Origin of the sequence: Streptomyces sp. NPDC050625, assembly GCF_040654755.1 — a bacterium.
Classification (GTDB): domain Bacteria; phylum Actinomycetota; class Actinomycetes; order Streptomycetales; family Streptomycetaceae; genus Streptomyces.
Map to the genome: position 1 here is coordinate 220,895 of NZ_JBFAIQ010000008.1, position 26,433 is coordinate 247,327.

Annotated in this window: 24 protein-coding genes and 1 riboswitch; of the genes, 12 read left to right on the forward strand and 12 right to left on the reverse strand. The window is 70.2% G+C overall.

The window, feature by feature from the left end:
* The first annotated feature begins 3 nt into the window (after positions 1–3).
* Together AB0I54_RS21335 and AB0I54_RS21340 are read left to right on the forward strand one after the other, a co-directional pair.
* Entirely contained in the window at positions 4–2,016 is a 2,013-nt protein-coding gene (locus tag AB0I54_RS21335; protein WP_363297628.1) for an FAD-dependent oxidoreductase, read from the forward strand.
* Positions 2,017–2,805: 789 nt separating this feature from the next.
* The gene (locus AB0I54_RS21340) at positions 2,806–3,063 is read left to right on the forward strand and encodes a hypothetical protein (protein ID WP_363297629.1); all 258 of its coding nucleotides are present in this window, start codon (positions 2,806–2,808) and stop codon (positions 3,061–3,063) included.
* An 84-nt stretch (positions 3,064–3,147) separates the two neighbouring features.
* Here the strand turns inward: AB0I54_RS21340 and AB0I54_RS21345 are convergent, their stop codons facing one another.
* Positions 3,148–4,599 carry a nitronate monooxygenase gene (locus AB0I54_RS21345; protein WP_363297630.1) on the reverse strand — a complete coding sequence of 484 codons (1,452 nt, stop codon included), beginning with the start codon at positions 4,597–4,599 and terminating at the stop codon, positions 3,148–3,150.
* A gap of 164 nt (positions 4,600–4,763) precedes the next feature.
* On the reverse strand, positions 4,764–5,942 hold the full coding sequence (cobT, locus tag AB0I54_RS21350) for a nicotinate-nucleotide--dimethylbenzimidazole phosphoribosyltransferase (RefSeq protein WP_363297631.1): 1,179 nt from the start codon (positions 5,940–5,942) through the stop codon (positions 4,764–4,766).
* Positions 5,943–6,031: 89 nt separating this feature from the next.
* Positions 6,032–6,213, reverse strand: a riboswitch (cobalamin riboswitch).
* A 247-nt stretch (positions 6,214–6,460) separates the two neighbouring features.
* Here cobT and AB0I54_RS21355 point away from each other — a divergent pair.
* Both AB0I54_RS21355 and AB0I54_RS21360 read left to right on the forward strand, forming a co-directional pair.
* Complete coding sequence (locus AB0I54_RS21355) at positions 6,461–7,834, forward strand: FAD-binding oxidoreductase (protein ID WP_363297632.1); 1,374 nt, start codon at positions 6,461–6,463, stop codon at positions 7,832–7,834.
* A gap of 59 nt (positions 7,835–7,893) precedes the next feature.
* Complete coding sequence (locus AB0I54_RS21360) at positions 7,894–9,471, forward strand: acetolactate synthase large subunit (RefSeq protein ID WP_363297633.1); 1,578 nt, start codon at positions 7,894–7,896, stop codon at positions 9,469–9,471.
* On the opposite strand, the gene AB0I54_RS21365 is transcribed toward AB0I54_RS21360, so the two are convergent.
* On the reverse strand, positions 9,466–9,882 hold the full coding sequence (locus AB0I54_RS21365; protein WP_363297634.1) for a hypothetical protein: 417 nt from the start codon (positions 9,880–9,882) through the stop codon (positions 9,466–9,468). The two genes, AB0I54_RS21360 and AB0I54_RS21365, sit on opposite strands and share 6 nt — an antisense overlap.
* A 206-nt stretch (positions 9,883–10,088) precedes the next feature.
* On the opposite strand from AB0I54_RS21365, the gene AB0I54_RS21370 reads away from it, so the two are divergent.
* The 3 genes from AB0I54_RS21370 to AB0I54_RS21380 all read left to right on the forward strand — a co-directional run bounded on the left by AB0I54_RS21370 (position 10,089) and on the right by AB0I54_RS21380 (position 12,652).
* Positions 10,089–10,793, forward strand: coding sequence for a VanZ family protein (locus AB0I54_RS21370; RefSeq protein ID WP_363297635.1), 705 nt, complete (start codon positions 10,089–10,091; stop codon positions 10,791–10,793).
* A 70-nt stretch (positions 10,794–10,863) separates the two neighbouring features.
* On the forward strand, positions 10,864–11,580 hold the full coding sequence (locus tag AB0I54_RS21375; RefSeq protein WP_363297636.1) for a response regulator transcription factor: 717 nt from the start codon (positions 10,864–10,866) through the stop codon (positions 11,578–11,580).
* Positions 11,573–12,652: a HAMP domain-containing sensor histidine kinase gene (locus AB0I54_RS21380; protein ID WP_363297637.1), complete on the forward strand. Its 1,080-nt coding sequence runs from the start codon at positions 11,573–11,575 to the stop codon at positions 12,650–12,652. The genes AB0I54_RS21375 and AB0I54_RS21380 overlap by 8 nt, the downstream gene beginning before the upstream one ends.
* A gap of 33 nt (positions 12,653–12,685) precedes the next feature.
* Here the strand turns inward: AB0I54_RS21380 and AB0I54_RS21385 are convergent, their stop codons facing one another.
* Entirely contained in the window at positions 12,686–14,224 is a 1,539-nt protein-coding gene (locus tag AB0I54_RS21385; RefSeq protein ID WP_363297745.1) for an FAD-binding oxidoreductase, read from the reverse strand.
* 360 nt (positions 14,225–14,584) lie between these two features.
* On the opposite strand from AB0I54_RS21385, the gene map reads away from it, so the two are divergent.
* Entirely contained in the window at positions 14,585–15,352 is a 768-nt protein-coding gene (gene map, locus AB0I54_RS21390; RefSeq protein WP_363297638.1) for a type I methionyl aminopeptidase, read from the forward strand.
* Positions 15,353–15,447: 95 nt separating this feature from the next.
* Here the strand turns inward: map and AB0I54_RS21395 are convergent, their stop codons facing one another.
* The gene (locus AB0I54_RS21395; RefSeq protein WP_363297639.1) at positions 15,448–18,342 is read right to left on the reverse strand and encodes a hypothetical protein; all 2,895 of its coding nucleotides are present in this window, start codon (positions 18,340–18,342) and stop codon (positions 15,448–15,450) included.
* Between the two features lie 60 nt (positions 18,343–18,402).
* Between AB0I54_RS21395 and AB0I54_RS21400 the strand changes: the two genes are divergently transcribed.
* Positions 18,403–19,002 (forward strand): hypothetical protein, encoded by a 600-nt coding sequence (locus AB0I54_RS21400; RefSeq protein WP_363297640.1) that lies wholly within the window; start codon positions 18,403–18,405, stop codon positions 19,000–19,002.
* A 101-nt stretch (positions 19,003–19,103) separates the two neighbouring features.
* Positions 19,104–19,670: a hypothetical protein gene (locus tag AB0I54_RS21405; protein ID WP_363297641.1), complete on the forward strand. Its 567-nt coding sequence runs from the start codon at positions 19,104–19,106 to the stop codon at positions 19,668–19,670.
* A gap of 30 nt (positions 19,671–19,700) precedes the next feature.
* Here AB0I54_RS21405 and AB0I54_RS21410 read toward each other — a convergent pair whose 3' ends face one another.
* Positions 19,701–20,186 (reverse strand): Lrp/AsnC family transcriptional regulator, encoded by a 486-nt coding sequence (locus tag AB0I54_RS21410; protein ID WP_363297642.1) that lies wholly within the window; start codon positions 20,184–20,186, stop codon positions 19,701–19,703.
* A 175-nt stretch (positions 20,187–20,361) separates the two neighbouring features.
* On the opposite strand from AB0I54_RS21410, the gene AB0I54_RS21415 reads away from it, so the two are divergent.
* Positions 20,362–20,985: a YitT family protein gene (locus AB0I54_RS21415; protein ID WP_363297643.1), complete on the forward strand. Its 624-nt coding sequence runs from the start codon at positions 20,362–20,364 to the stop codon at positions 20,983–20,985.
* Between the two features lie 78 nt (positions 20,986–21,063).
* Here AB0I54_RS21415 and AB0I54_RS21420 read toward each other — a convergent pair whose 3' ends face one another.
* The 3 genes from AB0I54_RS21420 to AB0I54_RS21430 form a co-directional block, all read right to left on the reverse strand.
* Positions 21,064–21,618, reverse strand: a complete 555-nt coding sequence (locus AB0I54_RS21420) for a DUF488 domain-containing protein (protein WP_363297644.1) — start codon at positions 21,616–21,618, stop codon at positions 21,064–21,066.
* A gap of 126 nt (positions 21,619–21,744) precedes the next feature.
* The gene (locus AB0I54_RS21425; RefSeq protein WP_363297645.1) at positions 21,745–22,107 is read right to left on the reverse strand and encodes a DUF488 family protein; all 363 of its coding nucleotides are present in this window, start codon (positions 22,105–22,107) and stop codon (positions 21,745–21,747) included.
* Between the two features lie 187 nt (positions 22,108–22,294).
* Positions 22,295–22,768 (reverse strand): hemerythrin domain-containing protein, encoded by a 474-nt coding sequence (locus AB0I54_RS21430; protein WP_363297646.1) that lies wholly within the window; start codon positions 22,766–22,768, stop codon positions 22,295–22,297.
* Positions 22,769–22,883: 115 nt separating this feature from the next.
* Here AB0I54_RS21430 and AB0I54_RS21435 point away from each other — a divergent pair, with 115 nt between their 5' ends.
* Positions 22,884–23,435 (forward strand): DUF2249 domain-containing protein, encoded by a 552-nt coding sequence (locus AB0I54_RS21435; protein WP_363297647.1) that lies wholly within the window; start codon positions 22,884–22,886, stop codon positions 23,433–23,435.
* A 165-nt stretch (positions 23,436–23,600) separates the two neighbouring features.
* Here the strand turns inward: AB0I54_RS21435 and AB0I54_RS21440 are convergent, their stop codons facing one another.
* From AB0I54_RS21440 to tal, 3 genes are read right to left on the reverse strand one after another with little or no spacing between them, the layout of a single operon-like run.
* A complete protein-coding gene (locus tag AB0I54_RS21440) occupies positions 23,601–24,020 on the reverse strand; it encodes an STAS domain-containing protein (RefSeq protein WP_363297648.1) in 420 nt (139 codons plus the stop codon).
* Positions 24,021–24,062: 42 nt separating this feature from the next.
* The gene (locus AB0I54_RS21445) at positions 24,063–25,298 is read right to left on the reverse strand and encodes an FAD-dependent oxidoreductase (RefSeq protein ID WP_363297649.1); all 1,236 of its coding nucleotides are present in this window, start codon (positions 25,296–25,298) and stop codon (positions 24,063–24,065) included.
* A gap of 9 nt (positions 25,299–25,307) precedes the next feature.
* Positions 25,308–26,432 carry a transaldolase gene (tal, locus tag AB0I54_RS21450; protein ID WP_363297650.1) on the reverse strand — a complete coding sequence of 375 codons (1,125 nt, stop codon included), beginning with the start codon at positions 26,430–26,432 and terminating at the stop codon, positions 25,308–25,310.
* Position 26,433 lies beyond the last annotated feature (1 nt).

Here is a 26,433-nt window from a genome sequence, read left to right on the forward strand (position 1 = left end):
CTGATGAGTCCGTTCGTCCTGAAGAACCTGACGCTGCGCAACCGCATCGTCAGCACGTCCCACGAGCCGGCCTACAGCGAGGACGGCCTGCCCAAGGACCGCTACCGCGCCTACCACGTCGAAAAGGCCCGCGGCGGCGTCGCGTTGACCATGATCGGCGGCAGTGCCCTGGTCAGCCGCGACAGCGCACCGGCATTCGGCAACCTGCAGCTCTGGAAGGACGAGGCCGAGCCCTGGCTGCGCCGCCTGGCCGACGAGGTCCACGAGCAGGGCGCGGCCGTGATGACCCAGCTCACCCACCTCGGTCACCGCACCAGCAGTTACACCGACAACTGGCTCCCGGCCATCTCGGCGAGCAACGTCCGCGAGCCCGCACACCGCGCGTTCGCCAAGGCGGCCGAGCAATGGGACCTCGACCGGGTACTGCAGGACTTCGTCGACACCGCGCAGCGCTGCCGGTCCGCGGGGCTCGACGGTATCGAGCTCATGGCCTGGGGACACTTCCTGGACTCGTTCTGGACGCCCTTCTGGAACCGTCGCGACGACGAGTACGGCGGCTCCTACGACAGCCGGATGCGCTACCCGCTCCAGGTCATCCGTGCCGTACGACAAGCGGTCGGACCGGACTTCGTCATCGGCGCGCGCATGACCTTCGACGAAGAACGCGAGGGCGGCCTGGAGACTCATGAGGCACTGCGCATCGCCGAGGACATCACCGCGGCCGGCATCGACTTCATCAGTCTGATCAAGGGCTCGATCGCCACCGACGCCGACCTGGCCCGCACCATTCCGCCGATGTCCACACCCGCCTCTCCCCACCTGGAGTTCGCCGGACGGATCAAACAGAAGCTCTCCGTCCCGGTCATGCACGCCGCCCGGATCAGCGACGTCGCCACCGCGCGGTACGCCGTCGCCGAGGGACTGCTCGATCTGGTCGGCATGACCAGGGCGCTGATGGCCGACCCCGAGCTGCCCAACAAGGTCCGCGACGGCCGCACGGACCGCATCCGACCGTGCGTCGGCGCCAACATGTGCATCGACGGCATCTATGCCTCCGGCGCGGCGTACTGCATCCACAACCCGTCCACCGGCCGCGAGCTCCAGGTGCCCCAGCGCATCGATCGCGCCGGCACGACGAGGCGCGTGGCGGTCGTGGGAGCCGGACCTGCCGGTCTGGAAGCGGCTCGTGTCCTCGCGGAGCGCGGTCACGACGTGCATCTCTTCGAGGCCGCGGACAAGGTGGGCGGGCAGCTGCTGCTGGCATCGCTGGCGCCACGCCGACGAGACCTGCGCGGAATCATCGACTGGCGAACCGACGAACTCGCCCGCCTGGGCGGCCCGATCTCGCTGAACACCTATGTCGAAGCCCCGTCGCTGCTCCAACAGCCTTGGGACGTTGTGATCGTCGCGACCGGCGGTACTCCGGCGACACCCCGCGTTCCCGGGGCCGATCTGGTCCACGACACCTGGGACGTCCTCACCGGGGCGCGACGGCCGCGGGGACATGTGCTGGTCTACGACGACCACGGCGGCAACCAGGCGCTCGACGCGGTGGAGGCCCTCGTCGCAGGAGGCGCCACCGTCGAGATCGTCACACCCGAGCGAACACTCTCGCCCGACGTCGGGTCACTCACGGCATCCGGCTACGTCAACTCGCTTGCGGAGAACGGCGTCGCGGTCACCGTTTTCCGACGGCTCCACGGGGTCGTCAGGACCGGGGAGGGCTTGGAGGTCGAACTCGGTGTGGACGGCTTCGAGTTCCGTGAGCGCCGTACCTTCGATGCCGTCGTGGCCGAGATGGGTACCGATCCGGTCCAGGAGCTCTACGACGCACTGCTCGGTTCCTCGACCAATCTGGGAGCCGTCGACCTGGCGAACCTCCTTGCTCGTCAACCGCAGTCGGCCATCCGCAACGAGGCCGGCGCTTTCCAGCTGTTCCGCATAGGGGATGCGGTGGCGAGCAGGAACGTCCACGCCGCGATGCTGGACGCGGCCCGCCTGTGCCGGACGATCTGAGCGCTGCCGCGCCGTTCGCGTTCGCTCACCGTACACGCCGACGATGTGCCTGCCGACGGGGCCCCAGGATGGGAGGCTCAGCGCGACGTGAGCTTCCTGTTGTAGTTGGCGATCTTGTAGAAGCCGTCGCGGGCCGGGATGACGTGCCGGTGGTGGACGCCGCCTGGACGACCGAAGTGCCCTGCGGGGTCCCGGCGTTCGCCCTGCGCGAGCGCGGGCAGGACGTCCCGGCCAGGGGGCGATCGTAGGGTACGACAACTGGGACACCATGGCCCTGGCCTGCCGCCCACCGCTCACCACCATCGACACGAACCTCACCGAAGTCGGCCGGCAGGCCGCCCTGCGCCTGTCCAGTTGAACGGCAGCGATTGTCAGTTGCCCTGGATACGCTGCCTGGCGTTCGTCTTCGCAGTGCCTGTGGGGGGTGCCTGTGTGTGAGGGAATCGGATGGCTGGCCGACCAGGACGAGGGGCTGGACAGCGTGGTGTTCGCGCCCCGAAGTCACCTTCCTCCTCCATCGCTCGCAGACCGGCCCCAGCGATGTGGTGCGGGTTGCGGCATGTGGCGCCTGGTCGTACGCGGTGCTGCACCTGACCGACCCCACGCGGGACGATCTGGCGGTCACGGCATCACGCGGTGGTGTCGACGTCGTCCGGTACGTGTCGATGACGGGTCACCCGCCTGCGCAGCTGGGGCCAGGATCCGGACCAACTGCTGCCGGCACTCGTTGCGGGCGGCGTCCTGACCCCTGACGGGACGAGTCACCAGGCTGCGCCGACGGGCTCGGCCATGAGCGGCAACAGTCTCACGCTCACCGTGCTCGGGCAGCACTTCGGCCTGTGCCTGCCCCAAAGCAGTGTGATGCGCGCACCGCTGCCCGCCTACACGGTCCGCGGCCCGCTCGGCCCGGACCCGGACCCCGATGTCGACCTCATCCTCACCTGGGTCACTGAGCACGGCTACTCCCTGAACTGGGGCCGCAGCGGCCACGTACCGGCCTCCATCCGCGCCGCGTACGCCCATGCCACCGGTACGCGCTCACGCTGAGGCCGGAACGGGGGCAGTAGCCCACGAATGGCTGTCACACCAGTTGAGGGTGCGCTCGATTTCCCGGCCTGCTGGGCCTACCGCTCACACGGATACTTCCGCCAGGCCCGCGGACAGCCATCGCACCACCGACTCCGCGCTGTACGGCTGTCCTTGGGGGGCGATCCGCGGCAGGAAGCCGAGATCCTGGCCGATGGTGACGATGGGGGGCTCCACCATGCCGTGCGGACGGCGCTGCCCGAGCCCGACGGCGGCCAGCAGCCCGTTGCACAGGCACTGCCGTCCTTCGGTCTGCTCGGCGGCACCGCCCTTGCGGACGTACATCGCGCCGGGCTCCGCCGGGCAGCGATAGCCGATGGCGCCGTGCTCGGTGCGGTAGGGGGTGCGCAGATAGCCGAGGTCGCAGACCCGGGGGCGCGCCGAGCTCACGCGGGGGTCGGCCAACGTGCCCGGCAGGTCGGCGACCTTGAACGGAAAACTGGTCGGAGAGGCCGCAGGATCGTTGCGCACGGTCAGTGCGGAGCGAAGCTCGCGCTCGACCAGCTCCCGCCGCAACTGCGGATCAAGGCCGGACTCTTCGCAGAGCGCGAAGACACTGCCGAGTTGGACGCCCGCCGCGCCCGCTTCCCTCGCCCGGCGAAGCTGGTCCGGTCCGCACTGGCCGCCGGCGATCCAGAAGGGCAGGCCGAGGGCGGCCATCTTCGCGAAGTCAGGGGTGTCCCGGGGGCCGTAGAGGGGATCGCCCTGCTCGTCCAGGCGCATCGGACCGCGCGGCGGCGCGCTGTGCCCGCCGGCACGGTGACCTTCGACGACGAAGCCGTCCGGAGTGGTCTCCGGGGAACGGTTCAGATACGACGCCAGGGCCGGCAGCGAGACGATGGCCAGGACGTCGGGACGGCGCAGGGGCCCCGGCTGTGCTCCGCACAGCACTGAGGCCGGGTCGAAGCGCAGCTCTACGGGCTTGTCGTCACCATCGACGTCCAATCGCGCGGTGACGGGCTGCAGTTGGGCGAGCCGGGTCGCGATGCCCGGGATCTGTGCGGGAATGCCCGCACCGACCAGTACGTGGTCCACGCCGGCCAGGATCGCGCCGAACATGGCGGGGACCGTGGCGAGTTGGACCTTCTCCAGGTAGTTGATGCCGACCGGCCCTTCGTGGCCTTCCCGGGCGAGCCACACCTCACAGAAGTTGGCCACGACGGTCAGCGACCGGGCCGGGCACGCTTCGTCAGCCGTCAGCCGGGGTGTGGCCGCGAACCGCTCGCCGGCACCGATCCCGCCCTCGACGAAGTAGCGCTCCCGTATGGAATCGGCAAGCTCCGGTACGGGGAAGGCGGCCAGCGCCCGCCTCAGGTGGCCGCCCGGGTCACCGCTCTGCAGCACCCGGATGAGCAGCGTGTCCAGGGCGGTACCGGAGACGACACCCAACTGCCCGGTACGCGCGACGGCACGAGCCAGGCGCCAGCCGGACACCCCCACCCCCATTCCACCTTGGATCAGCCAGGGGAGGTCGGCCCTCGTCCGGGGTGTGCTCATGGGTCCTCGCAAGGATGGTAGCCGGGTCCGGAACGCGTACTTACGGTTCCGTAACCTACGATACCGTAACCATATTTCGTGCCATCCACCCCCAGGTCCGGTACAACTCGGCAGAACAGGCGGCCCGACGGGACCCAGGCGGCGCCCGAGTCCCGCAGGCTGATTCAGCTGTGCTTGCTCGAGACCTCCGCGGAGTCGAATGTGGCCATGTCGCGCAAGGCACGCACCCCCGCCTGCACGAGTGGCAGGGCCAACACGGCACCGGTGCCCTCACCGAGCCGCAGCCCCAGGTCGACCAGCGGATGCAGGCCGAGGTGCCGCAGGGCGATGCTGTGCCCGGGCTCGACCGAGCGGTGTCCGGCCACACAGGCGGCCAGGGCATCAGGGGACAGCGCGGCCGCGACCAGAGCCGCCGACGAGGCGATCACCCCGTCCAGGATCACCGGGACCCGGCGCGCGGCGGCGCCCAGCACGAACCCGGCGATCGCCGCGTGTTCCAGGCCGCCGACCGCCGCCACCGCCCCGACCGGGTCGTGCGGGTCCGGCCGGTGCAGCTCCAGAGCCCTGCGCACCACCCCCACCTTGTGCCGTCGGGCCGTGTCGTCGATTCCCGCTCCGTGACCGGTCACGTCGTCCGGGTCCGCACCGGTGAACGCGGCGATCAGTGCCGCGGACGCGGTCGTGTTGGCGATGCCCATGTCGCCGGTGAGCAGGCAGCGGGAGCCGTCGTCGACGAGTTCCGCGGCGACGCCGATGCCGACCTCGATGGCGTGGATCGCCTCCTGACGGGTCATGGCCGGAGCGCCGGTCATGTCCGCGGTTCCGGCGCGGACCCGGCGGCGCAGCAGCATGCCCGGGGTCGTGTCCGAGGCCGACACCGGAGTCACGATACCCACGTCCACCACGACCACCCTGGCTCCGGTCTGAGCGGCCAGGGCGTTCACCGCGGCGCCGGAGGCCAGGAAGTTGGCGACCATCTGAGTCGTCACCTCCTGCGGCCAGACGCTGACGCCCTGGGCGTGGACACCGTGATCGGCGGCGAAGACGGCCACCGCGGCCGGCTCCGGCATCGGCGGCGGGCAGCTGCCCGCCAGACCCGCGAGTTGGACCGACACGTCCTCCAGCAGGCCCAGCGAGCCGGGCGGCTTGGTCAGGTGGTTCTGGCGGTCACGGGCCGCGGTGCGGGCGCCGGAGTCCGCAGGGGTGATGGCGGCCAGGGTGCGCTCCAGCAACAGGCCGACGGCGGGGTCGGCGGCAGGCCGACGGATTGGATCGGAGCCGGACGAGGACACCGTGTCGGAGCCGGACGAGGACATCATGTCGGAGCCGGACGAGGGCACCATGAAGGAAGTTCCTTCCGCTGTCGGCGGTTCTCCACGCCGCCGTGAACGGGCCGCGCCCGGGCGGGTAGTGCCTGGCTGCGGGACGGCCGGAATATCCTGGCTCCCGGATCTCGGCGCCCGGCTCGTACAGCACGGGTACCGGCGCCGACTCCCGGCCTTCCCAGCGGCCGGCTCGCACCGGCTGCCAGTGGCCATCTGCGGGAGGCAGCTCCCCGGTCACAGTGGCGGGCCCGCCCCGGACTTGGGCCATCGGCCCGCACCGGAGTTCCTCCGCACCGTCGCCCGCATCCTGCCACACTCCGCCGTCGGCAAGCAGCCGCCCGACGGGATGTCCTGCCGGGCCGGTGCGGGTCGGCGCACGGCCGAACGCGAGGGACGTGCGGGCTGTGCCGCCGTGTCAGGACCGGCTTGGAAAGCATGCCGGTCCATATGGCCCTGGGTAAGGGCCGGACGGCCCCCTCCGGTGGAGTGGGTGCGCGGCCAGGATCGGCGGGAGCGGGAGCCGAGGAGGGGGTGCGATGGCGGACACCGAGGCGCTGCTGGCCGACGCCGTGGGAGCACGGCACGTTCTGGCCGGGGCAGAGATCCCCCCTGAGTACGCCGGTGACGAGTCGCTGACCGCCGTACCGCAGACGCCCGCGTACCTGGTCCGGCCCGCCGCGGCCGCCGAGGTGGCGGACGTGCTCAGGATCGCCGGTGGGGCCGGGATCCCGGTGACCGCCCGCGGCTCGGGGACCGGCATGTCGGGGGGATGTGTGCCCCGGCCGGGCGGGATCACGGTCTCGTTCGAGCGGATGAACCGCATCCTGGAAGTGGACGCCGTCAACCACGTGGCCGTCGTACAGCCCGGTGTCACCCTGGACCAACTGGACCACGAGGCCGCCAAGTCCGGCCTGCACTACCCCGTGCGGCTCGGCGCGCCCACCGCCAGCATCGGCGGCACCATCGCCACCAATGCCGGCGGGATGCACGCCGTACGGCACGGGGTCACCCGCCACCACGTGCTCGCCGTCGAAGCCGTCCTGGCGTCCGGCGAGATCGTGCGCGGCGGCGGCAAGTACGTCAAGACGTCCACCGGCTACGACCTGGCCCAGCTCCTGGTCGGTTCCGAGGGGACGCTCGCCCTGGTCACGGAGGCGACGCTCCGGCTGCGGCCGCGGGCCCGGCACTCCACGACCGTACTGGCGGCGTTCGCGTCGGCCGAGGACGTCTTCCGGTCGGTCCCGCCGCTGGCGGGCGGGGGCCTGGAGCCGGCCGCGCTGGAGTACGTGGACCTGCTGGCCATGGCGGCGATCGCGGACGACCAGAAGACGGGGCTGGGCGTTCCCGCGTCCGTGCGGCTGACCGCGCTCGGCTATCTGCTCGTCGTGCTGGAGAGCCGCTCCGTGACGCGGCTCCAGGAGGATGTCGAGGCGGTCGGTGAGCAGTTGCTCGAACACGGCGCGGTGGACGTCTTCGTGCTGCCCGCGGCCACGGCGAGGAGGCTGGTCGAGGCCCGTGAGCGAGCCTTCTGGACGGCGAAGGCGGCCGGTGCCGACGACATCGTGGACGTGGTCGTGCCGCGCGGCGAGCTGCACGGGCTGCTGGCCGCCGCCCAGGCAGCCGCCGAGGACACCGGGTCGCTGGTCACCGGCTGCGGCCACGCCGGCGACGGCAACGTGCACCTGTCGGTCTTCCAGCCGGACCCCGTCCGCCGCGACGAGGTGCTGCGGCGGCTGTTCCGGGCGGGCCTGGAGCGGGGCGGCGCCGTCTCCGGCGAGCACGGGATCGGCAGGGCGAAGAAGTCGTACTTCCTGGAGTCGGAGGACCCGGCCAGGGTAGAGCTGATGCACCGGATCAAGCACGCCTTCGACCCGGGCGGAATCCTCAATCCCGGTGTGCTGCTCGACTGAAGCCGCCGGCTCCTCATCCCCACGGGCATGACCATCACCAGGCGAGGACGGGACGAGACGTGAACGGTGCGGAAGCGGTCGTGGCGACCCTGCGGGCGTGCGGCGTGGAGGTGTACTTCGCCAACCCGGGCACATCCGAGATGCACCTGGTCGCCGCGCTGGACGAGGAACCGGAAGTCAGGGCCGTGCCCTGCCTGTTCGAAGGCGTCGCGACCGGGGCGGCCGACGGCTACGGCCGGATGACCGGCCGACCCGCCGCCACCCTGCTGCATCTCGGACCGGGCCTCGGCAACGGCCTGGCCAACCTCCACAACGCGCGGCGCGCGGCCACCCCTGTGGTCAACCTCGTCGGCGACCACGCCACGCACCACAAACCGCTCGACGCGCCACTCGAGTCGGACATCGACGCGCTCGCCGGGGCCGTCTCCGGTTGGGTATGCCGCTGCAGCGACGCGCCGGCCGCCGGTATCCACGCCGCTGCCGCCGTGGCCGCCGCTACGGCACCACCCGGCCAGGTGGCCACGCTGATCCTGCCCGCCGACATCTCCTGGTCGCCCGGGGCCTCTCCGGCCCCACCGCTGCCGTTGCAGCCGCCCGCACCCGTGCCGGACGACACGGTGACCGCCGTCGCTGCCGCACTGCGCTCCGGAGAACCGACCGCGATCCTGCTCGGTGGCCCGGCCACCCGCGCGCCGGCGCTGCGCGCGGCGGCCCGCGTCGCCGCCACCGGGGCCCGGCTGCTGTGCGAGACCTTTCCGGCGCGCCTGGAGCGCGGCGCGGGCCTGCCCACCGTCGAGCGGCTCGGGTATCTGCCCGAGGGCGCTCGCGCCCAACTCCACGGCCTACGGCACCTGGTGCTGGTCGGCGCCCGCACCCCGGTGTCCTTCTTCGCCTATCCGGAGACACCCGGCCTCCTCGTCCCTCGCGACTGCCACGTCCATACCCTGGCCGGCCCGGGCGACGACGCCGTACAGGCCCTCGCGCACCTGGCGGACCTGCTGCCGCACGCGACTGCGGCCGCGGCGGCCCGGGCCAGGCCGGAGCCACCCGCGGGCGATCTGACCGGTGAGTCGGTCGCCGCCGCTGTGGGAGCCATGCTGCCGGAGGGGGCGATCGTGGTGGACGAGGCGAACACATCCGGCCTGTGGCTGCCCGCGGCCACCGCCGGTGCCCCGCACCATGACTGGCTGACCCTCACCGGCGGTGCCATCGGCCAGGGCCTGCCGCTGGCCGTGGGCGCCGCGATCGCCTGCCCCGACCGGCCGGTGGTGTGCCTGGAGGCCGACGGCAGCGCCATGTACACCCCCCAGGCGCTGTGGACGATGGCCCGCGAGGGCCTGGACGTCACCATCGTCGTCTACGCCAACCAGTCGTACTCCGTCCTGGAGATGGAGTACGACCGCCTGGTACCGACCCCGGACGGCCGGGCTCGCGGGCGGGCCGCCCGGGACCTGCTGGACCTGTCCCGCCCGGACCTGGACTTCGCCGGACTCGCCCGGGCAATGGGAGTGCCCGCCGCCCGCGCCACCACCGCCGAGGAGTTCACCGCCCAGCTGGCCAAGGCCCTCAACGAGCCCGGCCCCCATGTCATCGAGGCCCGCGTGCCCCCGCTCTTCGGCCCAGGTCGCGCGTCATGACGGCATGGCCGGAGAATTGTCCGACAAGGTGGCGTTCCGACGGTCCACGGCCTCGTCGAAGTAGAGCCAGCCGTCCACTTCGAGGTTCGTCTCGGCCGGCCGGAGCTCGAGAGCAGGTGCCGCGGCATCCAGCAGGCGCCGGACCGTCCCCGGCTCGTAGAGGTTGAGCCAGCTCTGGTCCGGAAGCCGTACCACTGTCCCCGACTCGAAGTAGCCGTTGGAAATGACTCCGGTCGGGGTTGGGGCAAAGACCAGGGACAATCGGCGCCCAGGTCCTCTCAAGGCTCCCTCGGTGAACAAGGAGAGCGTCACGCGACAGTCGGCATAAGCAGGTCTCACTCGCTGCCGTACGGTCCACAACCAGGTGGCCTCGTCCGTGACGAGGCGACGGACGCGTCGATCCTTCTTCACCGGCTCACCGTAGAACAGAGTCTCTCGCAGGCAGGAGGATTTTCTTCCTCCTGCGGTAGCCCACCACGATCATTTGGGGGATGGCCGAGGACGTCAACGCCGCCATCCGCGGCAAGCCCGAGCAGATGCTCATGCTCGGCGGTGTATCGCGGGCGTATCGAAAATCGCATACGCCACCGCAACGGCCCTCCGTCTCCAATGGGGGCATGACCCACAACGCATCCCTGCCGGCACCGCCTCGCCGCACGCGCAGGATCGTGCTCCTCAGCCTGGCGGTCCTCGGCATGGCGAGCGCCGTGTTCGTCGTGCGGCGGCCGCTCATGATGTCCGCTCCGATGTGCATGGCCGGGCGCTGGCACGGCTGCTTCGACACGTTCAACGGTGCGGTGCTCATGACGCTGGTCGCGCTGCCGTTGGCCGCGCTGGTGGTGTGGGCTCTGGCGCGCCGTCGGCGGGCCGCCGGCGTGACTTCGGCCTGGCGGCTGTCGCTGGCCGAGGTGGGCATGGTCCACGGGACGGTGCCCCTCGTATGGCTGACGATGATGCCGGGCGGCGAGGCCGGCACCGCCCCCGCCCGGGTGAGCCTGGTACCACTGCGGGACCTGGTCACGATGGGTCCGGTCGGGATCGTCGGCAACCTGCTGATCTTCGCGGCGCTGGGGTTCTTCGCCCCGATGCGGTTCGCGGCGCTGGCGTCCGTGCCGCGGGTCCTTGCGCTCGGGGCGGGCTGCTCGGCCCTGGTCGAAACCGCACAGTACGTCCTGCGGCTGGACCGGGTGTCCTCCGTGGACGACGTACTGGTCAACGCCGCCGGCGCCGTACTGGCCGCCCTGGCGTCGCGCCGCTGGTGGCGCACCACGGCGGAAGCGCCGTCGGACCAGCCTCGCCGCGCGCCGGCACCGGCGGGCTGAGCCGCGTGTGTCCGGTGGGCACACGGCTGCGCATACGTCGGCGATATGTCGTGCTGCTTAGGCTTCGGACATGCGCGTACTGATCGTGGAGGACGAGCCCTACCTGGCCGAAGCCGTCCGTGACGGTCTGCGGCTGGAGGCGATCGCCGCCGACATCGCCGGCGACGGCGACTCCGCCCTGGAACTGCTCAGCCTCAACTCCTACGACCTCGCGGTCCTCGACCGTGACATCCCCGGCCCCTCCGGCGACGAGGTCGCCCGGCGCATCGTCGCCTCCGGCAGCGGCATCCCGATCCTCATGCTCACCGCTGCCGACCGGATCGACGACAAGGCGTCCGGGTTCGAGCTCGGCGCCGACGACTACCTCACCAAACCGTTCGAGCTGCGGGAACTCGTCCTGCGGCTGCGGGCACTCGACCGCAGACGCGCGTACGCCCGGCCCCCGGTCCGCGAGATCGCGGGCCTGCGGCTCGACCCCTTCCGCCGGGAGGTGTTCCGCGACGGACGCTACGTCGCGCTCACCCGCAAACAGTTCGCCGTGCTGGAGGTGCTCGTCGCCGCCGAGGGCGGGATCGTCAGCGCCGAAGAGCTGCTGGAACGGGCCTGGGACGAGAACGCCGACCCCCTCACCAACGCCGTGCGCATCACCGTCTCCGCGTTGCGCAAACGGCTCGGCGAACCATGGATCATCGCCACGGTGCCCGGCGTCGGCTACCAGATCGACACCGGCATGGACACCATCGCCCCCGGCAGGGACACCTCCGACCCCGGCAGTACGCATGCATAGGAGCCCAGGTCTCAGCGCCCGGCTGAAACTCACCCTCAGCTATGCCGGATTCCTCCTCGTCGCCGGCGCTCTCCTGCTGGCCGTGGTGTGGATGTTCCTGCTGCGCTACGTACCCGACAACAGCCAGGGCCTGCTCGGGATCTCGCCCAACCGCTACCTTCTGGTGCGAACCTTCGCCCCCGCGGCGGCCCTGGCGATGGCCTTCCTCCTTGTGTTCGGCCTCGTCGGAGGGTGGATCCTCGCCGGCCGGATGCTCGCACCACTCGCACGGATCACGGATGCGACACGGATGGCCGGGAACGGGTCGCTGTCCCACCGGATCCGCATGAAGGGCCGCCAGGACGAATTCCGTGAACTCTCCGACGCGTTCGACTCGATGCTCGAACGGCTTGAGTCCCACGTCGCCGAGCAGCAGAGGTTCGCCGCGAACGCCTCCCACGAGCTGCGCACCCCGCTGGCGATCTCGCGCACGCTGCTCGACGTCGCCCGCAAGGACCCCACGCGGGATCGGGGTGAACTCATCGAACGCCTGCACGCTGTCAATACGCGGGCGATCGATCTCACCGAGGCCCTCCTGCTGCTCAGCCGCGGCGACCGCGGAGGCTTCACCCGCGAGAGCGTCGACCTCTCCCTCATCGCCGAAGAAGCCGCCGAAACGCTGCTTCCCCTCGCCGAACAGCGCGGGATCACGCTCGATGTCACCGGCGGGGCGGCCCGGACCAGCGGCTCCGCGGAGCTCCTGCTGCGGATGGTGACGAACCTCGTCCAGAACGCCATCGTCCACAACCTCCCCGCCGGCGGCACCGTGACGGTCCACACCGAGGCGCACGGCGACACGAGCGTGCTGCGGGTCGAGAACACGGGCCGTCGGCTCCCACCGGAACTGGTACCGACCCTCACCGAACCCTTCCAGCGTGGAACGCAACGCGTACGCACCGACGAGCACGCCGGCGTCGGCCTCGGCCTGGCCATCGTGCAGAGCATCGTCCGCGCGCACGACGGAACCCTCGACCTCGTCCCCCGCCCCGCCGGCGGTCTCCTCGTCACGGTCCGGCTTCCCGGCACGCCGTAGGCATCGTCCCCGAGCGGGGCCCACTGGAGAGCGTCAGGTACCGATCCCCTGGGGATAGCTGAAGAAGTCGCTCGGATCGTACTTCCGCTTCACCCTGACCAGTCGATCGTAGTTCGCACCGTAGTAAGCCCGCCGCCAGTCCTTCAGCGTCGGATCCGGGAAATTCTGATACGACTGCGCGGGAGGCGTGTTACCGAAAATGTCGTCGTAGAACTCGCGGAGCCAGCGCAGATTCGCGGTCTCGACGCTGGGCGGATCATAGTCCGCCCAGGAGGTCTCGGCAGCGAAGATGAACACGGCGTTCCGGTGCACGAACGCGGTCGCGTCCGGCGGCACCTGGTTGATCTCGCCGCCGAGGGCGAACATCGCGAACCCGGCCCCGTCCTCGTTGGCGCTGCCCGGCCAGTCCAGCAGTTGCTCGGCGGCGGCACCGACCTGCTTGTCGGTCAGGAGCGTCCGGGAAGTGAGAACCGCCGACTTGGTGGCGAACTGGTCCACCGGCGTGGTCGCGCTCAGCAGCACGCTCGCCTGGCCGGGAGTGACCTCGCGGACGGACGCGCTGTTGCGGGCGCGCTCCTCGGCCGTGCCGATCGCGAGCAGCGGAGCCAGGATGGCGCGCAACTCCTCAAGGGGGCCGTAGTACTGGCCGATGGCGTTGACGTTGGCATTGGCGCGGATCTCGTCCCTGGCAAACCCGTGGGTCCCGATGCCGACGCGAAGGTGGAACCGCTTGTCGTCCAGGGCGTCCACGGCGATCCGCTGCGCGGTGGCGATCACCGGCACCACGGAGTCCAGGCTCCAGCGCAACTGGTAGAAGCCCACGTTGCCCTGGAACTGCTCGTACTGGAGCGTTAAGGAGGTGTTGACACCGAAGTTGTTCCCGGCCCCGCCGCGGCAGGCCCAGAACAGGTCAGAGTGCGAGTCCGGACCGGCCTCCACCACGCGGCCGTCGGCGAGTACCACGGTCGTCGAGACCAGCCGGTCACAGGTCAGACCGAACATCTTGTCGCTGAAGCCGATACCGCCTCCGAGCACCAGTCCGGCCACCCCGACCGTGGGGCAGCGGCCGGTCGGCACGAACAATCCCTGGTCCTCCAGCAGCGGGTGCAGATCGCCATTGGTGACCCCGGCTCCCACGGTGACGGTACCCGCGTCATGGGTGACCTTGATCGGCCCGTAGGTCCGGGTCCGGGAGCGGGCGCCCGGCAGCGGGGTGACGGCGATGCCTTGCATCCGGGCCATGTTGAGCAGCAGGCCGGTGGTGCTGGAGTACCCGGCGTAGTTGTGGCCCAGCCCGGAGCGGGGCACGGCGGGCAGCCCCACGTCGCGGGCCCAGCGGACCGCCGCGCGGACGTCCCCGGTGGTAGCGCAGGCGACGATTCCGGCGGGGTGGATCCCGGCGTAGCGGTGGTTGAACGGCAGCGCCAGCGGCGAGTAGTTGGAATCGCTTGGCCGGTAGAGAGTAGAACGCGATGACAGCGCTTCGGCCAGCCGCTTCCAGTCCCGGGGGCCGACCCGCTCCGCCGCCTCGGTGGGTGACGCAGCGGCGGGTGGTGCCAGCACACCCGCCATCCCCGTCCCCAAAGCACTCAGTGTGCCTGCCCGCACTACGTCCCGCCTGTTGATCACGGTGGCTGCCCCTCACGAGAATCGCCCCAAAGCCGCAGTCGCTTCCTCGTGAAGTCAACCGATCGCCGGCCCGCACAGCCGCACAACAAGCTCCGCCCGCATGCCCGCAACCCCAAAGAGCGCCGGGCGTGCCGCCGCATGGCCCAGTCGGCCCCCTCCGTCTGCTCGACCACGGCGAGGTCCAGCCGGTCCTCTCTGCTCGCCCCGTTCCCGTTCCCGCGGTGTCAGAGGGAGTCCTCGCCACGACCGTGATACTAATACCGGTATAAGTATTGGGTCGGCCTGTTGCGAGGAGTCAGACACATGGTGGAGATCAAGACCGATGCCGCATTGGACGCGATGCGGGAAGCCGGACGCGTGGTGGCCCGCGCCCTGGCCACAGTCCGAGAAGCAGCCGGCGTGGGGGTGTCCCTGCAAGAACTGGACGAAGCGGCCCGGTCGGTTCTGGCCGAGGCCGGAGCCGACTCCCCGTTCCTCGGATACCGGCCGTCCTTCGCCCCGGTCCCCTTCCCGGCCGTGATCTGCACGTCCGTCAACGACGCCGTGTCGCACGGCATCCCCACCGGCTACCGGCTGCGCGACGGCGACCTGGTGAGCATCGACTGCGGCGCCCGGCTCGACGGCTGGACCGGCGACGCGGCCATCACCTTCACCGTCGGAACACCGCGCCCCGGCGACCTCGACCTGATCGACGCCACCCGGCGAGCCCTCGACGCCGGCATTGCCGCCGCCCAGGTGGGAAGTCGCCTCGGTGACATCTCCCACGCCATCGACACCGTCGCCCGCAAGGCGGGCTGCGGCATGCCCGCCGACTTCGGCGGCCACGGCATCGGCCGCCGCATGCACGAAGACCCCCATGTCCCCAACCGCGGCCGCCCCGGCCGCGGCTTCCCCCTCCGCCACGGCCTGGTCCTCGCCCTCGAACCCATGCTCATGGCCGGCGGGCAGAACACCTACCGCACCGATATCGACGGCTGGACCCTGCGCACGACCGACGGCAGCAGGGCCGCCCACATCGAGCACACCGTCGCCATCACCGACCAGGGCCCCCGCATCCTGACCCTGCCCTGACGTTGTCCCAGACGCTGCCGATCCGGGACCGGACCATCAACCGCGACAAAGCGGCGGTGGACTCGCTTCGCACTCGTCCAACTGACAGGGGTGGCTCACCACGGCGGCGACAGCGTCCCGTCGGGTTCAAGTCCGTACCACCAGGACCCCTTGCCCATGAACGCTTTCCCTCCGGGTCGGACGACGGGCTCGCGGCCTGCCTCGTCGAGCACTCTGTGGTACGCGATGTCGAAGTCGTCGTAGGGTCTGCTCTGCATCCGTGAAGTGGCCAGGGCGAAGAGAGCCCGGGGGTCACCAGCGTCAGCGGCCAGTCGAGCGAAGCGTTCTGCGCCTTCCTTGTCGCCGGCCGCCTCGCGCATCCGGGTCACATCCAGCAGGCCTCGGAGATCTCCGGCCTCGGCCGCGCGTACGGCGAAGTCCTCGGCCCCTTCCCTGTCGCCTCGCCGCTCCCGGATGTACGCCAGAGTTGCCAGCGCCTCCGCATGGCCCGTGTCCGCCGCGCACCGGGCCAGCCTCTCAGCACCTTCCATGTCCCCGACGTCCTGCCTCATCCACGCCAGGTTGAGCAGCGCGAAGGGCTCGCCGATCTGCTGGGCGAGGAGTTCGGCGCCCTGGTCTTCTCCAGCCTCCACACGCAGTTGGATGACCGAGACGAACGCGCGGTTGTCACCCCTGTCTGCGGCCTGCCGGGCGACGACCTCTGCGTCAGACCACCGGCGGGCCTTCCCCCACATCTGGGCGAGGAAGACCAGGGCGTCGGACTCTCCTGCCTCAAAGGCCCGCCGATAGGCGGTCTCGGCACCGTCGAGATCCCCTGCGACATCACGCAACCGCGCCAGATCGAGCAGCGCCTGGGTGTTGCCGAGACCTGCCGCCTGTTCGGCAAGTGATGCGGCGTCCGCCAGGCGCCCATTCTTCGCTCGGACCTGGGCCAGGTAGGCCAGAGCATGACTGTCGCCCGCGGCGGCGGCGCTGCGGCAGGTCTCTTCAGCTCCCTCTTCCTCCCCGGCCTCCGTTCGCTTCCGGACGAGGTGGACCAACGCCCGGGTGTCACCGGCGTCGGCCGCCCGGCGGGCCAGCCGATCAGCCTCGCCCCGGTCTCCGGCGTTCTCTCGTATCCGGGTGAGAGCACACAACGCCTCGGTGTCACCGGCTGCGACCGCCTGCCGGTACGCCGCTTCGGCACCGCTGAGGTCTCCGGATTCTTCTCGTCTGCGCGCCAGGGAGAGCAGAACCTGGCAGTCGGAGGCATCGAGGGCCAGCTGCGCGAGTGCTTCTGCCTTCATCCGGTCCCCGCCCGCTTCCCGTATCCAGGCGAGGTCGCGAAGAGAGCGGGTGTCACCGAACTCGGCAGCTCGCCGGGCGAGTGATTCGGCGCCGTCCCCGTCGCCGGCCGCTTCCCGTATGCGGGCAAGGTCGCGAAGAGCCCGGGTGTCACCGAACTCGGCAGCCTGCCGATAGGCGGCATCGGCCGCGACGTTGTGCCCTGCGGCATACCGTTTCCTGGCCAGGTGAAGCAGGGGGCGGGTGTCGCCGCCGTCGGCAGCCTGCCGGGCGAACGCTTCGGCGGCGCCCGGCTCTCCCGTCTCCTCGCGCTGAAGGGTCAGGTGAAGCAGGGCCTGTGAGCTGCCGGCCTCGGCTGCCTGCCGGTATGCCGCTTCGGCGCCGTCGGTGTCTCCGGCTGTCTCTCGCCGCCTGGCCAGGGCGAGCAGGGCCCGTGCGTCACCGGTGTTGGCGGCCTTGAGCCACAGATGGTGGGCCCATTGCATGCGGTAGCGCGCATCGGCCGCAGCTGCCAGGTTGGCCAGGTCGTCGGAGCGGGCGAGGTGAGTATGGGCTGCCTGCCAGAAGGAAGCAGGGGGGCACAGTAGGCGACGGGCTTCGCGTCCGTGCTGTTCGAGGTAGTCCGCCAGCCGGTACAGGGTCCCTGTGACCGGCCAGGATTCCGGGCCGGGGGCGGAGCTGCCGGGCGGTCGGCGTGAAGGGCGGGGGTTGGCGCGGCGTAGAGCTGCTTGCTTGCCGTGGACAGGGCGGGCGAGCTCGGCGTACGCCTGCTCGGCCCAGTCCTCGGCAAGCAGGTCGTAGTCGTGGTCGCTCAGGTAGTCGGTGGCGGCATCCGTGAGGAAGGCCTGGGGCAGGGCAAGTCCGACACCGAGGCGCCGAGCGTCCATCGCCGCTTCGAGCATGCCCCGCGCGGGCGGGCTCGCGGTGTGGTAGCGGGTCAGAAGTTCAGGCGCTCCGGCCAGGTCCTGGGCGAGGCGCCCGTGATCGCGGGCGCGGGTGAGTGCGTCGGCCAGGAGCTGGTCGCCGCCTTCCGCCAGAGCGGCCGCGGCTTCAAGAGCCCGGGCAGTGAAGGTGTCAGGCACGGTGATGGTGCGGCCGGCCAGAAGTTCCCGCGTCCGGCTGTACGGGTCGGGTTCGCCGGGGTTGGGCACTTCGACGTACTGGTGGGCGTACTCGGGCCACAACGTGCCCAGCACCAGCACCGGTCCCCGTTCCGGGCGAGTGAGCAGGTCGTGGAGCTGAGCTGCGACATGTTCCCCTGTCCGGAGATCCCCCAGGTAGTGCTGGGCCTCGTTCAACCACACCACAGTCTTGGCACCCACGCGGTGCAGACCTTCCAGCGCGGCCTGGGCGCGCGTTGGGTCGAAGGGGTGCCACAGCTGCCAACCGTGATCGGCGAGGGGTTGCACGGCCTCCCAGCAAGCTCTCGTCTTACCGGTCGACGATGCGCCGACCAGGATCACCGCCCGACTGCGTCCCTCGGCGGCGTCGTGCACGGCTTCGGCCAGGAGACGATCATGCTCGCGGGGCACATAGCCGGGGAGCTTACGACGCACCGCAACTCGTGCCCCGTCAGCGCTGGTTGCCGTAGCGGCGCCCGCGGGATGCACTTCCAGATCGTGCGGATCCCACTGCCCGATGGGCCGTCCCGGTCGTACGCCGCCATCGGCACCGGAGTGTGGCGATTGCTCCCCCATGACGACCATAGTGGCCCATGCTGGGGACGCTGCGCAGGGACAACAGAACGTCCGGTGACGGGGGGCAACGTGGACAGCGAAACCGCGACGGCACTGATCGCTGCGGGAGCGGCGGTCGGCGGCGGTTTGGTGACCGGGTGGTTCACCTTCCTGGCGGCCAAACACCAGGTTCGGGGGGCGTTGGACGCCGCGGCCCGCCAGGCGGATGCGGCCTGGGCGGCCGGGCAGCGTCAGGCGGACGCTGCATGGGAGGCAGGCCGGCAGCAGGCAGCTGCCGCCTGGGAGGCGGGCAGGCTCCAGGCCGACGCCCAACTCAGCGTGGCCGGCCAGACCCTGAACGCGCAGGCACTCGCCGCGCAACGCGAAGTCCGACGCGCTGCCTACGTCACCTTCCTGGGCCGCGCCGACACTGCACACCGTCTGCGGAACGCCTGGCAGAGCGCGCTGGGCACGGCGGACGCAACGCCCCGCCGACGGGAATACAACACGGCGATGGCAGCAACCCTGGAAGCGCTCAACGTGGTTCGCCTCGAAGGACCCGACGCGGTGACGATCGCCGCTGAAGCCCTGCATCGCGCCCTTGATGCCGGCGCCGCAGCCCCTGACGCCCAGGCCGCGCACCGCGCCTTCCTCACTGCCGCACGCACTGCGCTGACCGCGTCCCCCTGAGGTCGTCCCGCAACTGAGGGGAGGGATGGGAATCGGGCAGGTTCTCGGTCACAGTGGACGCACTCGGCCGAGGGGAAGCCGTGGCGGGGGAAGGAAGAGCGATGACGGAACCCGGTCTGTTCGAGCTGGAAGCCGTCGTGGTGGGGCAGCCGAAGCGTTCACGGTGGCGCAGATACCTGGGCCCCGCCATGGCCGTGTCCACGGTGAAGGGGACCCCGCTCGCCTGGGTCACGTACCCCGACGACACGTACGCCGACGTCACTAAGACGTCCGGCGAATTCATCGTCCGTATCGAGCAGTTCGGGCCGGTGGAGTTCCGCTTCACCGACGCCGCGGACCGGGAGGTCGGCACCGCCGGTGCCCGTGGACTCATCAAGACCCGGCAGCTGGGCCTCCGGACGGAGCAGGGACGCCAACTCCTCCTCACGCGGCCGGGTCTCCTGTACGCCGAATGGGATCTCACGGAGACCGATCCGGAAGGGGGCCCGGCGGCGGAAATTCTCGGCCGGGTCACGGTGAGCACCATCGACTCGTGGATCGGGTTGCAGCAGTACGTCGTCGAAATGGACCCTCGCCTGGACGCCTCCGAACAGCGGACCGTCGTCGCCTCGGTCATCTGTCTGCACCGGCTCCGCCGGCCCCCGGGTGGCAGCGGCGCGCCGGCGTGAGAGGGACACTTCCCTCAGGAGGTCCGGAGGTCAGGAGCCGGAGCGTGCGACCGATTCGAGTAGGGCGCGGGTCCGGTTGGGCATCGCCTGCCAGAGTGATACGGCCGTGCTTGAGCGGACGACCCCGTCGATGCGGAGGATGGTCTGGTTGATGCGATGCAGATCCGCCGTGTCCCGCGCGACGACCTTGGCGAGCAGATCGGCCTCTCCGGTGGTCGCGTGGACCTCGATCACCTCCGGAATGTTTTCGAGCAGGCTCATCGCGCTGGCCCCCTCGCTCTGGCTGATCGCGAGGGATACGAACGCGACAAGCGTGTAGCCCATGGACGCCGGTGACACGCGCTGGCTGAAGCCGAGCAGCAGGCCGACGCGCTCCATCCGCTGAAGTCGTGCGTGCACGGTGTTGCGGGACACCCCGAGAACCTTCGCCAACTGCAAGATCGTCGCGCTCGGATGATCGTCGAGGGCCAGCAGGATTCGGGCATCGAGCGGGTCAATCGTCGTCACGCTTGTCATTCTGCCCTGAATTCTCCATTCGGTTATGCATCCGTCCCACCCCGAAGCCCGGAACTTGTGAATCCATCCGGTTCGCTTCCAGCATGGTCGCCATGACCGATCCAGCCACGCCCACGACGCCGCCCAAGCCCCGCGACGCCGTGCCCGTGCTGCTGCCTCACACCGGAGACGAGCAGTGACCGGTACGAGTACCACCGCCATCGGCCGGACGAAGCACGGTCTGATCGAGGACGTTCTGGGGATCTTCACCGGAACCTTCATCGCATCGCTCGGACTCTTCCTCCTGCGGACCAGTGGCACCGTCACAGGCGGCACCGCCGGCCTCGCACTCCTGCTCAGCTACGCGGTCGACGTTCCGTTCGGGGTGGTCTTCCTCGCGGTCAACCTGCCCTTCTTCGCACTGGCTGTCCGGAAGAAGGGGTGGGATTTCACGATCCGCACCGCGCTGTCGGTCGGCCTCGTCTCCCTGATGGCCTCTGTCCACCCCGCCGAGATCACCCAGATCGACATCGACCCGGTCTATGCCGCGCTCGTCGGCAACCTGCTCGCGGGCGTGGGCCTCCTCGTGCTTTTCCGGCACCGGTCCAGCCTCGGCGGCTTCAACATCCTCGCTCTGATCATGCAGGAGCGCTTCGGTCTGCGCGCCGGTTATATCCAGATGATCCTCGACGTCCTCGTCGTGGCCGCGTCCCTCGCGGTCGTCGCCCCCCTCAAGGTCCTCCTCTCCGCAGTCGGCGCCATCGTCCTCAACATCGTCCTCGCCCTCAACCACCGGCCGGGGCGCTACACCGGGTCATGACATCGGTCTCTTGTGCACTCGCTTCCGCGTATCTGCCGAGCCGGCAGTAACACCGTCAACGGCTTCTGTCAGGACCTCTTACACGCGGTCGTAGACGAGCAGCCCGTCGTCACGCAGCCGGGCTCCCGCCGTCGGACGGTGCTCGGTGAGCCGGCCGTCGTGGGCCAGGTGCAACACGCGGGTGTGGCGCGCGAGGACGGCGAAGTCGGCGATGATCCGCCGGTGGCAGCGCCACCACACGGTCTCGGCGCACATCACGGCGGTGCGCACGTCGGCCGCCTGCCGCAGCAACTCGTCCATGCCCGCCAGGAAGTCCGGGTGGCGGGTGTAGCCCGCATATCCCCGGAAGGAGGCGTTCTCCCAGAAGACGTCAGGGGAGTTGGGGGCCACCTTCCGAAAGCCGCCCAGCCGCTGTTCCCACCGGTAGTCGATCCCCTCCCCCGGCAGCCACCGCCGCAGTGCTTCACGCCCCGCGTCCGGGTTGTGCCGGCTGCCGGGCGCCGTCCGTACATCGACGACGGCCCGCACAGCGGTGCCGTGCAGCAGCCTGGCCAGTTGTTCGTGTCCCGCGGTGCCGTGCCCCAACGTCAGCAACGCCTCCGGGCCCGTGCCCGGCGACTTACGGTGCATCATCGCGTGGTTCAGGTTGGGTGCTTGGTGGCCGCCGAGGCGGCGAGGGTGAACTCCTCATGGCTGTGTTCGGCCCCGGGATGGCTGTGTTCGGCCCCGGGATCGGCAGGACCCGGGAGACCCGCGGTCTCACTGCTTCTTGGCCAGCCATTCGGCCAGGACGGCAGCTTGGCTGTGGTCCACGTCCCGGGTGGCGGTCAGCAGCGTGAGCCTGTCGTGCGCGGCGATGTCCCGCAGATGCTCAGCGGCCTGCCGGTGTCCGGCATCGCGCAGCTCCGCCAGATAGCGGCGGCGGAACTCGGTGAAACGGCTGGGCTCGTGGCCGTACCACTTGCGCAGATCGCTGGACGGGGCCACCTCGCGCAGCCACTCGTCCAGGTGCGCTTGCTCCTTGCGCATGCCCCGCGGCCAGACTCGATCGACCAGGACACGCTTGCCGTCGGCAGGAGAGCTCTCTTCGTAGACTCGCCGGTAAGTGATCTGCTTGCCCATGACGGCCCCTCCGAACGGATCGGCCGCCCCGGCCCGGAACCGGTGGACGGCTCGCGCTGCATAGGGTGTGTCTTGCTGTGCCCAGTCTATCGGCGAACCCCCGCACGAGCCGATCGGACAGCCGCCGTTCAGGGACGGCGAGTACCGGGCGTGTCCCGTACCCGATTTCGGCCCGGCGGACGCAGTGTCACGACCGGAGCGCCTCGCACACCCATCCCTCGGGGGTCCGCCCCGCTTCGAGCAGCTCTCGCAGTCCGGCCTTGGCCTCCACGGTCAGCGCCTGCTCGGTCTGCGGGTAGAGGATCTGCTCCTCCTTCACGTTGTGGGCCTCCAGTTGTTCCTGGAGGTCGCGCAGGAGGTCCGCGGCGGATGCCCGAACGGCCCCGTCGCGCAGCTCGCCGTCGAGCGCGTCCAGGATCTCCCACATCTGCCCGTGCTCACGCACCATCACGAACACGGGCATGACCAGACCTGCCGCCCGCAATGGCGGGAAGAGGAACTCCTCCTCCAGGTAGATGTGCCGGCGCAGGGCCGCCACCGCACGGGCGAGCGGCTGCGGATCGGGCTCGCCACCGGTGAGCGTGGCGGCGAAGGTCTCGATGCCCTCATCGATCTCGCGGTGCTCACGCTCCAGCGCCTCGGCCACTGTCTCGACGCCCATCAAGTTCTCCTGTCCATCGTCGCGGGTGGTCAGCCATCACCACTCCCGCCCCATTTTTAAACAAGTGCTATTGTAAAAACAAGTTGGAGCTGTGCCAGCCGAGGAGGAGCCGACGATGACTGGACCCGACATCCCCGTCCAGCGCGACGCGAACTCCGTGACCAGCGGCGACGCAAGTCCAAGGGGGAGCAGGAGCACGGACACGGAGATGGCGGCAGTCGTCGATCTGCTGGTGCGCGCCCTGCGCGCTCTCGGCGGCACCGGACATACCGAACTGGCCAGCCGGATCGCCGGCCGAGCCTGGGCCGTACTGCACGCCGACCACCCACGGGCCGCCGACCGTATCAACGGCCTGCTCCACTACCTCGCCCGCCTGCCGGCCGGCGAAACCCCGCCCACCCCCACGTCATCAAGCAAGGAGAGAACCATGACCACAGCCGGCACCGAACTGGACGTCCGCCAGGAGATCCCCGCGCGCAGGCACGAACTCATCTTCGCCACCTACGGCGCGCTCACCGCCGGCGAGCACTTCGTCCTCGTCAACGACCACGACCCGAAGCCGCTGTACTACCAACTCGCCGCCGAGCACACCGACCAGTTCACCTGGGAGTACCTGGAGCAGGGACCGGAGGTGTGGCGGGTCCGCATCGGAAGGGTCGCCGGCTGACCGGCAGTCGGCAGGGGCATCCGCCGACTCGACGGCTCAGGCCGCCTCGGGCACGGCGGCGCCCGCCCTGCACGGACGGCCCGGCTGATGCCGGTCCTCACCGTGCCGCTCGACCCAGCCCCAATTTAACCGAACCAATTAGTAGAAACCAAGGCGGATGGGTCCTTACGGTGGCTCGGTCCCCTCGGTGGGATGCGGCCAGTGCGCGAGGCTGCCGGGCGAGGGAACCGACTGGGTCGCCTCCTGCGATGACGGACAGATCTCGTAGCTCTGGCGCATGCCGCTGAGGTCGAAGATCCTCAGCATCCGGGCGGAGAGGGACGCGATACGCAGCGAGCCTTCGTGTTCACGGATGCGTTTCGTGATCGCCACCATCACGCCCAGCCCCATCGAGTCCATGAAGGTGACGAAGCCCAGGTCCAGGACGAAGTGACGGTGTCCCTCGTCGACAAGCTTGATCACCGCTTCGCGGATCATGGGGGCGGTGTGGGCGTCCACCTCACCGTCGACCTCGACGACGGTCCACCCATTGACCACGTCATAGCTCACCATCATGCTCTCGTGCCGGACGATGTTCGTTCGCATGGCCGTCTCTCTTTGTGTCGACACCTGCCCCCTGCCGCCCGGTCAGGCGGGGATCAGCTGGTCGAGTGGCACGTCGGGGTCGGCGAGCGCGGCGCGCTCGACCGTGCCGCCGGACCGGACGAGGCGCTGGATGGCGTCGTTGACATCCCAGATGTTGACGTTCATCCCGGCCAGCACACGCCCGTTGGCGAGCCAGAAGGCGATGAACTCCCGGCGCTCCAGGTCGCCGCGGACGACCACGTCGTCGTAGCTGCCGGGTTCGGCATGGCCCGCGTACTCCATGCCGAGGTCGTACTGGTCGGTGAAGAAGTACGGCACCCGGTCGTACGAGGCCTGCTCGCCCAGCATCGAGCGTGCGGCCACCTCGGGCTGGTGGAGGGCATTGGCCCAGTGCTCCACACGGATGTGCTTGCCCAGCAGTGGATGGAACGCGCTGGCCACGTCGCCGGCCGCGTAGATGTCCGGTTGGGAGGTGCGCAGGGCCGCGTCCACGACGACGCCGATGTCCACCTGGAGCCCGGCGTCGGCGGCCAGTGCGGTGTTTGCGGCGGCACCGATGCCTACCACCACCGCGTCGGCCTCGATGACGGAGCCGTCCGCGAGCGTCACCCCAGCCGCCTTCCCGCCCCCTCGGTCGAGAATCTCGCTGACGTGTGCGGACACCCGCAGATCCACACCGTGCTCTCGGTGCAGGTCGGCGAAGACCTGCGCGATCTGCGGGCCCAGCACCCGCCCCAGCGGCAGCTCACCCCTTTCCAGGACGGTCGCCTCAACGCCCGCCTCGCGGGCCGCGGCGGCCGCTTCCAGGCCGATCCAGCCCCCGCCCACGAACGCGATGCGGGAAGCGTGCCGAAAGGTGTCCTTGATACGTTCACTGTCCTGCACGCTGCGCAGGTAGAGCACACCGTCCAGGTCGGCGCCGGGGACTGGGAGGCGGCGCGGGCTCGCACCGGTGGCCAGCAGCAGTTTGTCGTATCCGACCGTCTCACCGGTGGAGACGGTGACCGTCCTGCCGCTGGGGTCGAGGGCAGTGGCCGTGATGCCCAGCCGCAGGTCGATCGCATTGTCGGTGTACCACTGCGACGGGTGCACGAAGATCGTCTCGCGGTCCTGCTTGCCCATCAGGTAACCCTTGGACAGAGGCGGCCGCTCGTACGGCGCCTCCTGTTCCTGTCCCAGGAGCACGATCCGGCCGTCGAAGCCGCCCGCGCGCAGTGCCTCGGCGGCCTTGGCTCCGGCCAGGCTCGCCCCGACGATGAGATACGTGGGTTGTGCCATCGCGCCTGCCTACCTCTCCGTGCGCTCGCCGACCGGCTCGTTCAGGGCGGCCGTGAGTTTCCCGGCCAGCTCTTCCCAGCTCTTGTCGAACTTCTCCACGCCCTCTTCCTCCAGCACCCGCACGACATCGGCGTAGTCGACGCCGACACCGGCGAGTTCGTCGAGCACGGTGTGCGCCTCGCCGTAGGTGTCGCCGATGCTGCGTGCCAGGACGGTGCCGTGGTCGGCGACGGCATTCAGCGTCGCCTCCGGCATGGTGTTGACCACGTCCGGGGCGATCAGGTCCGTCACGTACCGGGTGTCGTCGTAGGCCGGGTCCTTCACGCTCGTGGACGCCCACAGCAGTCGCTGCCTCCGGGCACCTGCCTCCTCCAGTCGCAGCCAGCGCTCGGAGGTGAAGAACCGCTCGTAGTGTTCGTAGGCGATCCTGGCGTTGGCGATCGCGGCCCGGCCGCGCAGTGCGGCGGCCTTCTCACCGCTCACCCGGTCCAGCCTGTGGTCGATCTCGGTGTCCACCCGGGAGACGAAGAAGGAGGCCACGGACGCGATGCCGGCCAGGTCGTGTCCGGCGTCCCGGGCGCCCTCCATTCCGCTCAGGAACGCCTCCACCACCTGGTCGTAGCGGTCGAGTGAGAACAGCAGGGTGACGTTGATGCTGATGCCCTCGGCCAGACAGGCGCTGATCGCCTTCAGGCCCTGCCGGGCGGCGGGGATCTTCACGAACAGGTTCGGCCGGTCCACCAGCCACCACAGCGCCCGTGCCTCGGCGACCGTGCGCGCCGTGTCGTGCGCCAGCCGCGGGTCCACTTCGATCGACACCCGCCCGTCCACACCTCCGGATGCCTCGTACACGGGCCGCAGCACATCGCACGCCCAGCGGACGTCGAAGGTGGTGAGTGCCCGCAGCGCCTCCTCCACCCCGACACGGCGCAGTGCGAGGTCGGCGATCTGGTCGTCGTAGGAGTCGCTGCCCTCGATGGCGTGCGCGAAGATCGTCGGGTTGGTCGTCACCCCGACGACATGCCGGTCGCGCACCAGCCGGGAGAGGCTGCCGTCCACCAGCCGTCGGCGGCTCAGATCGTCCAGCCAGATCGACACCCCGGCCTCGCGGAGCCGGGCTAGAGCATCGCTCATG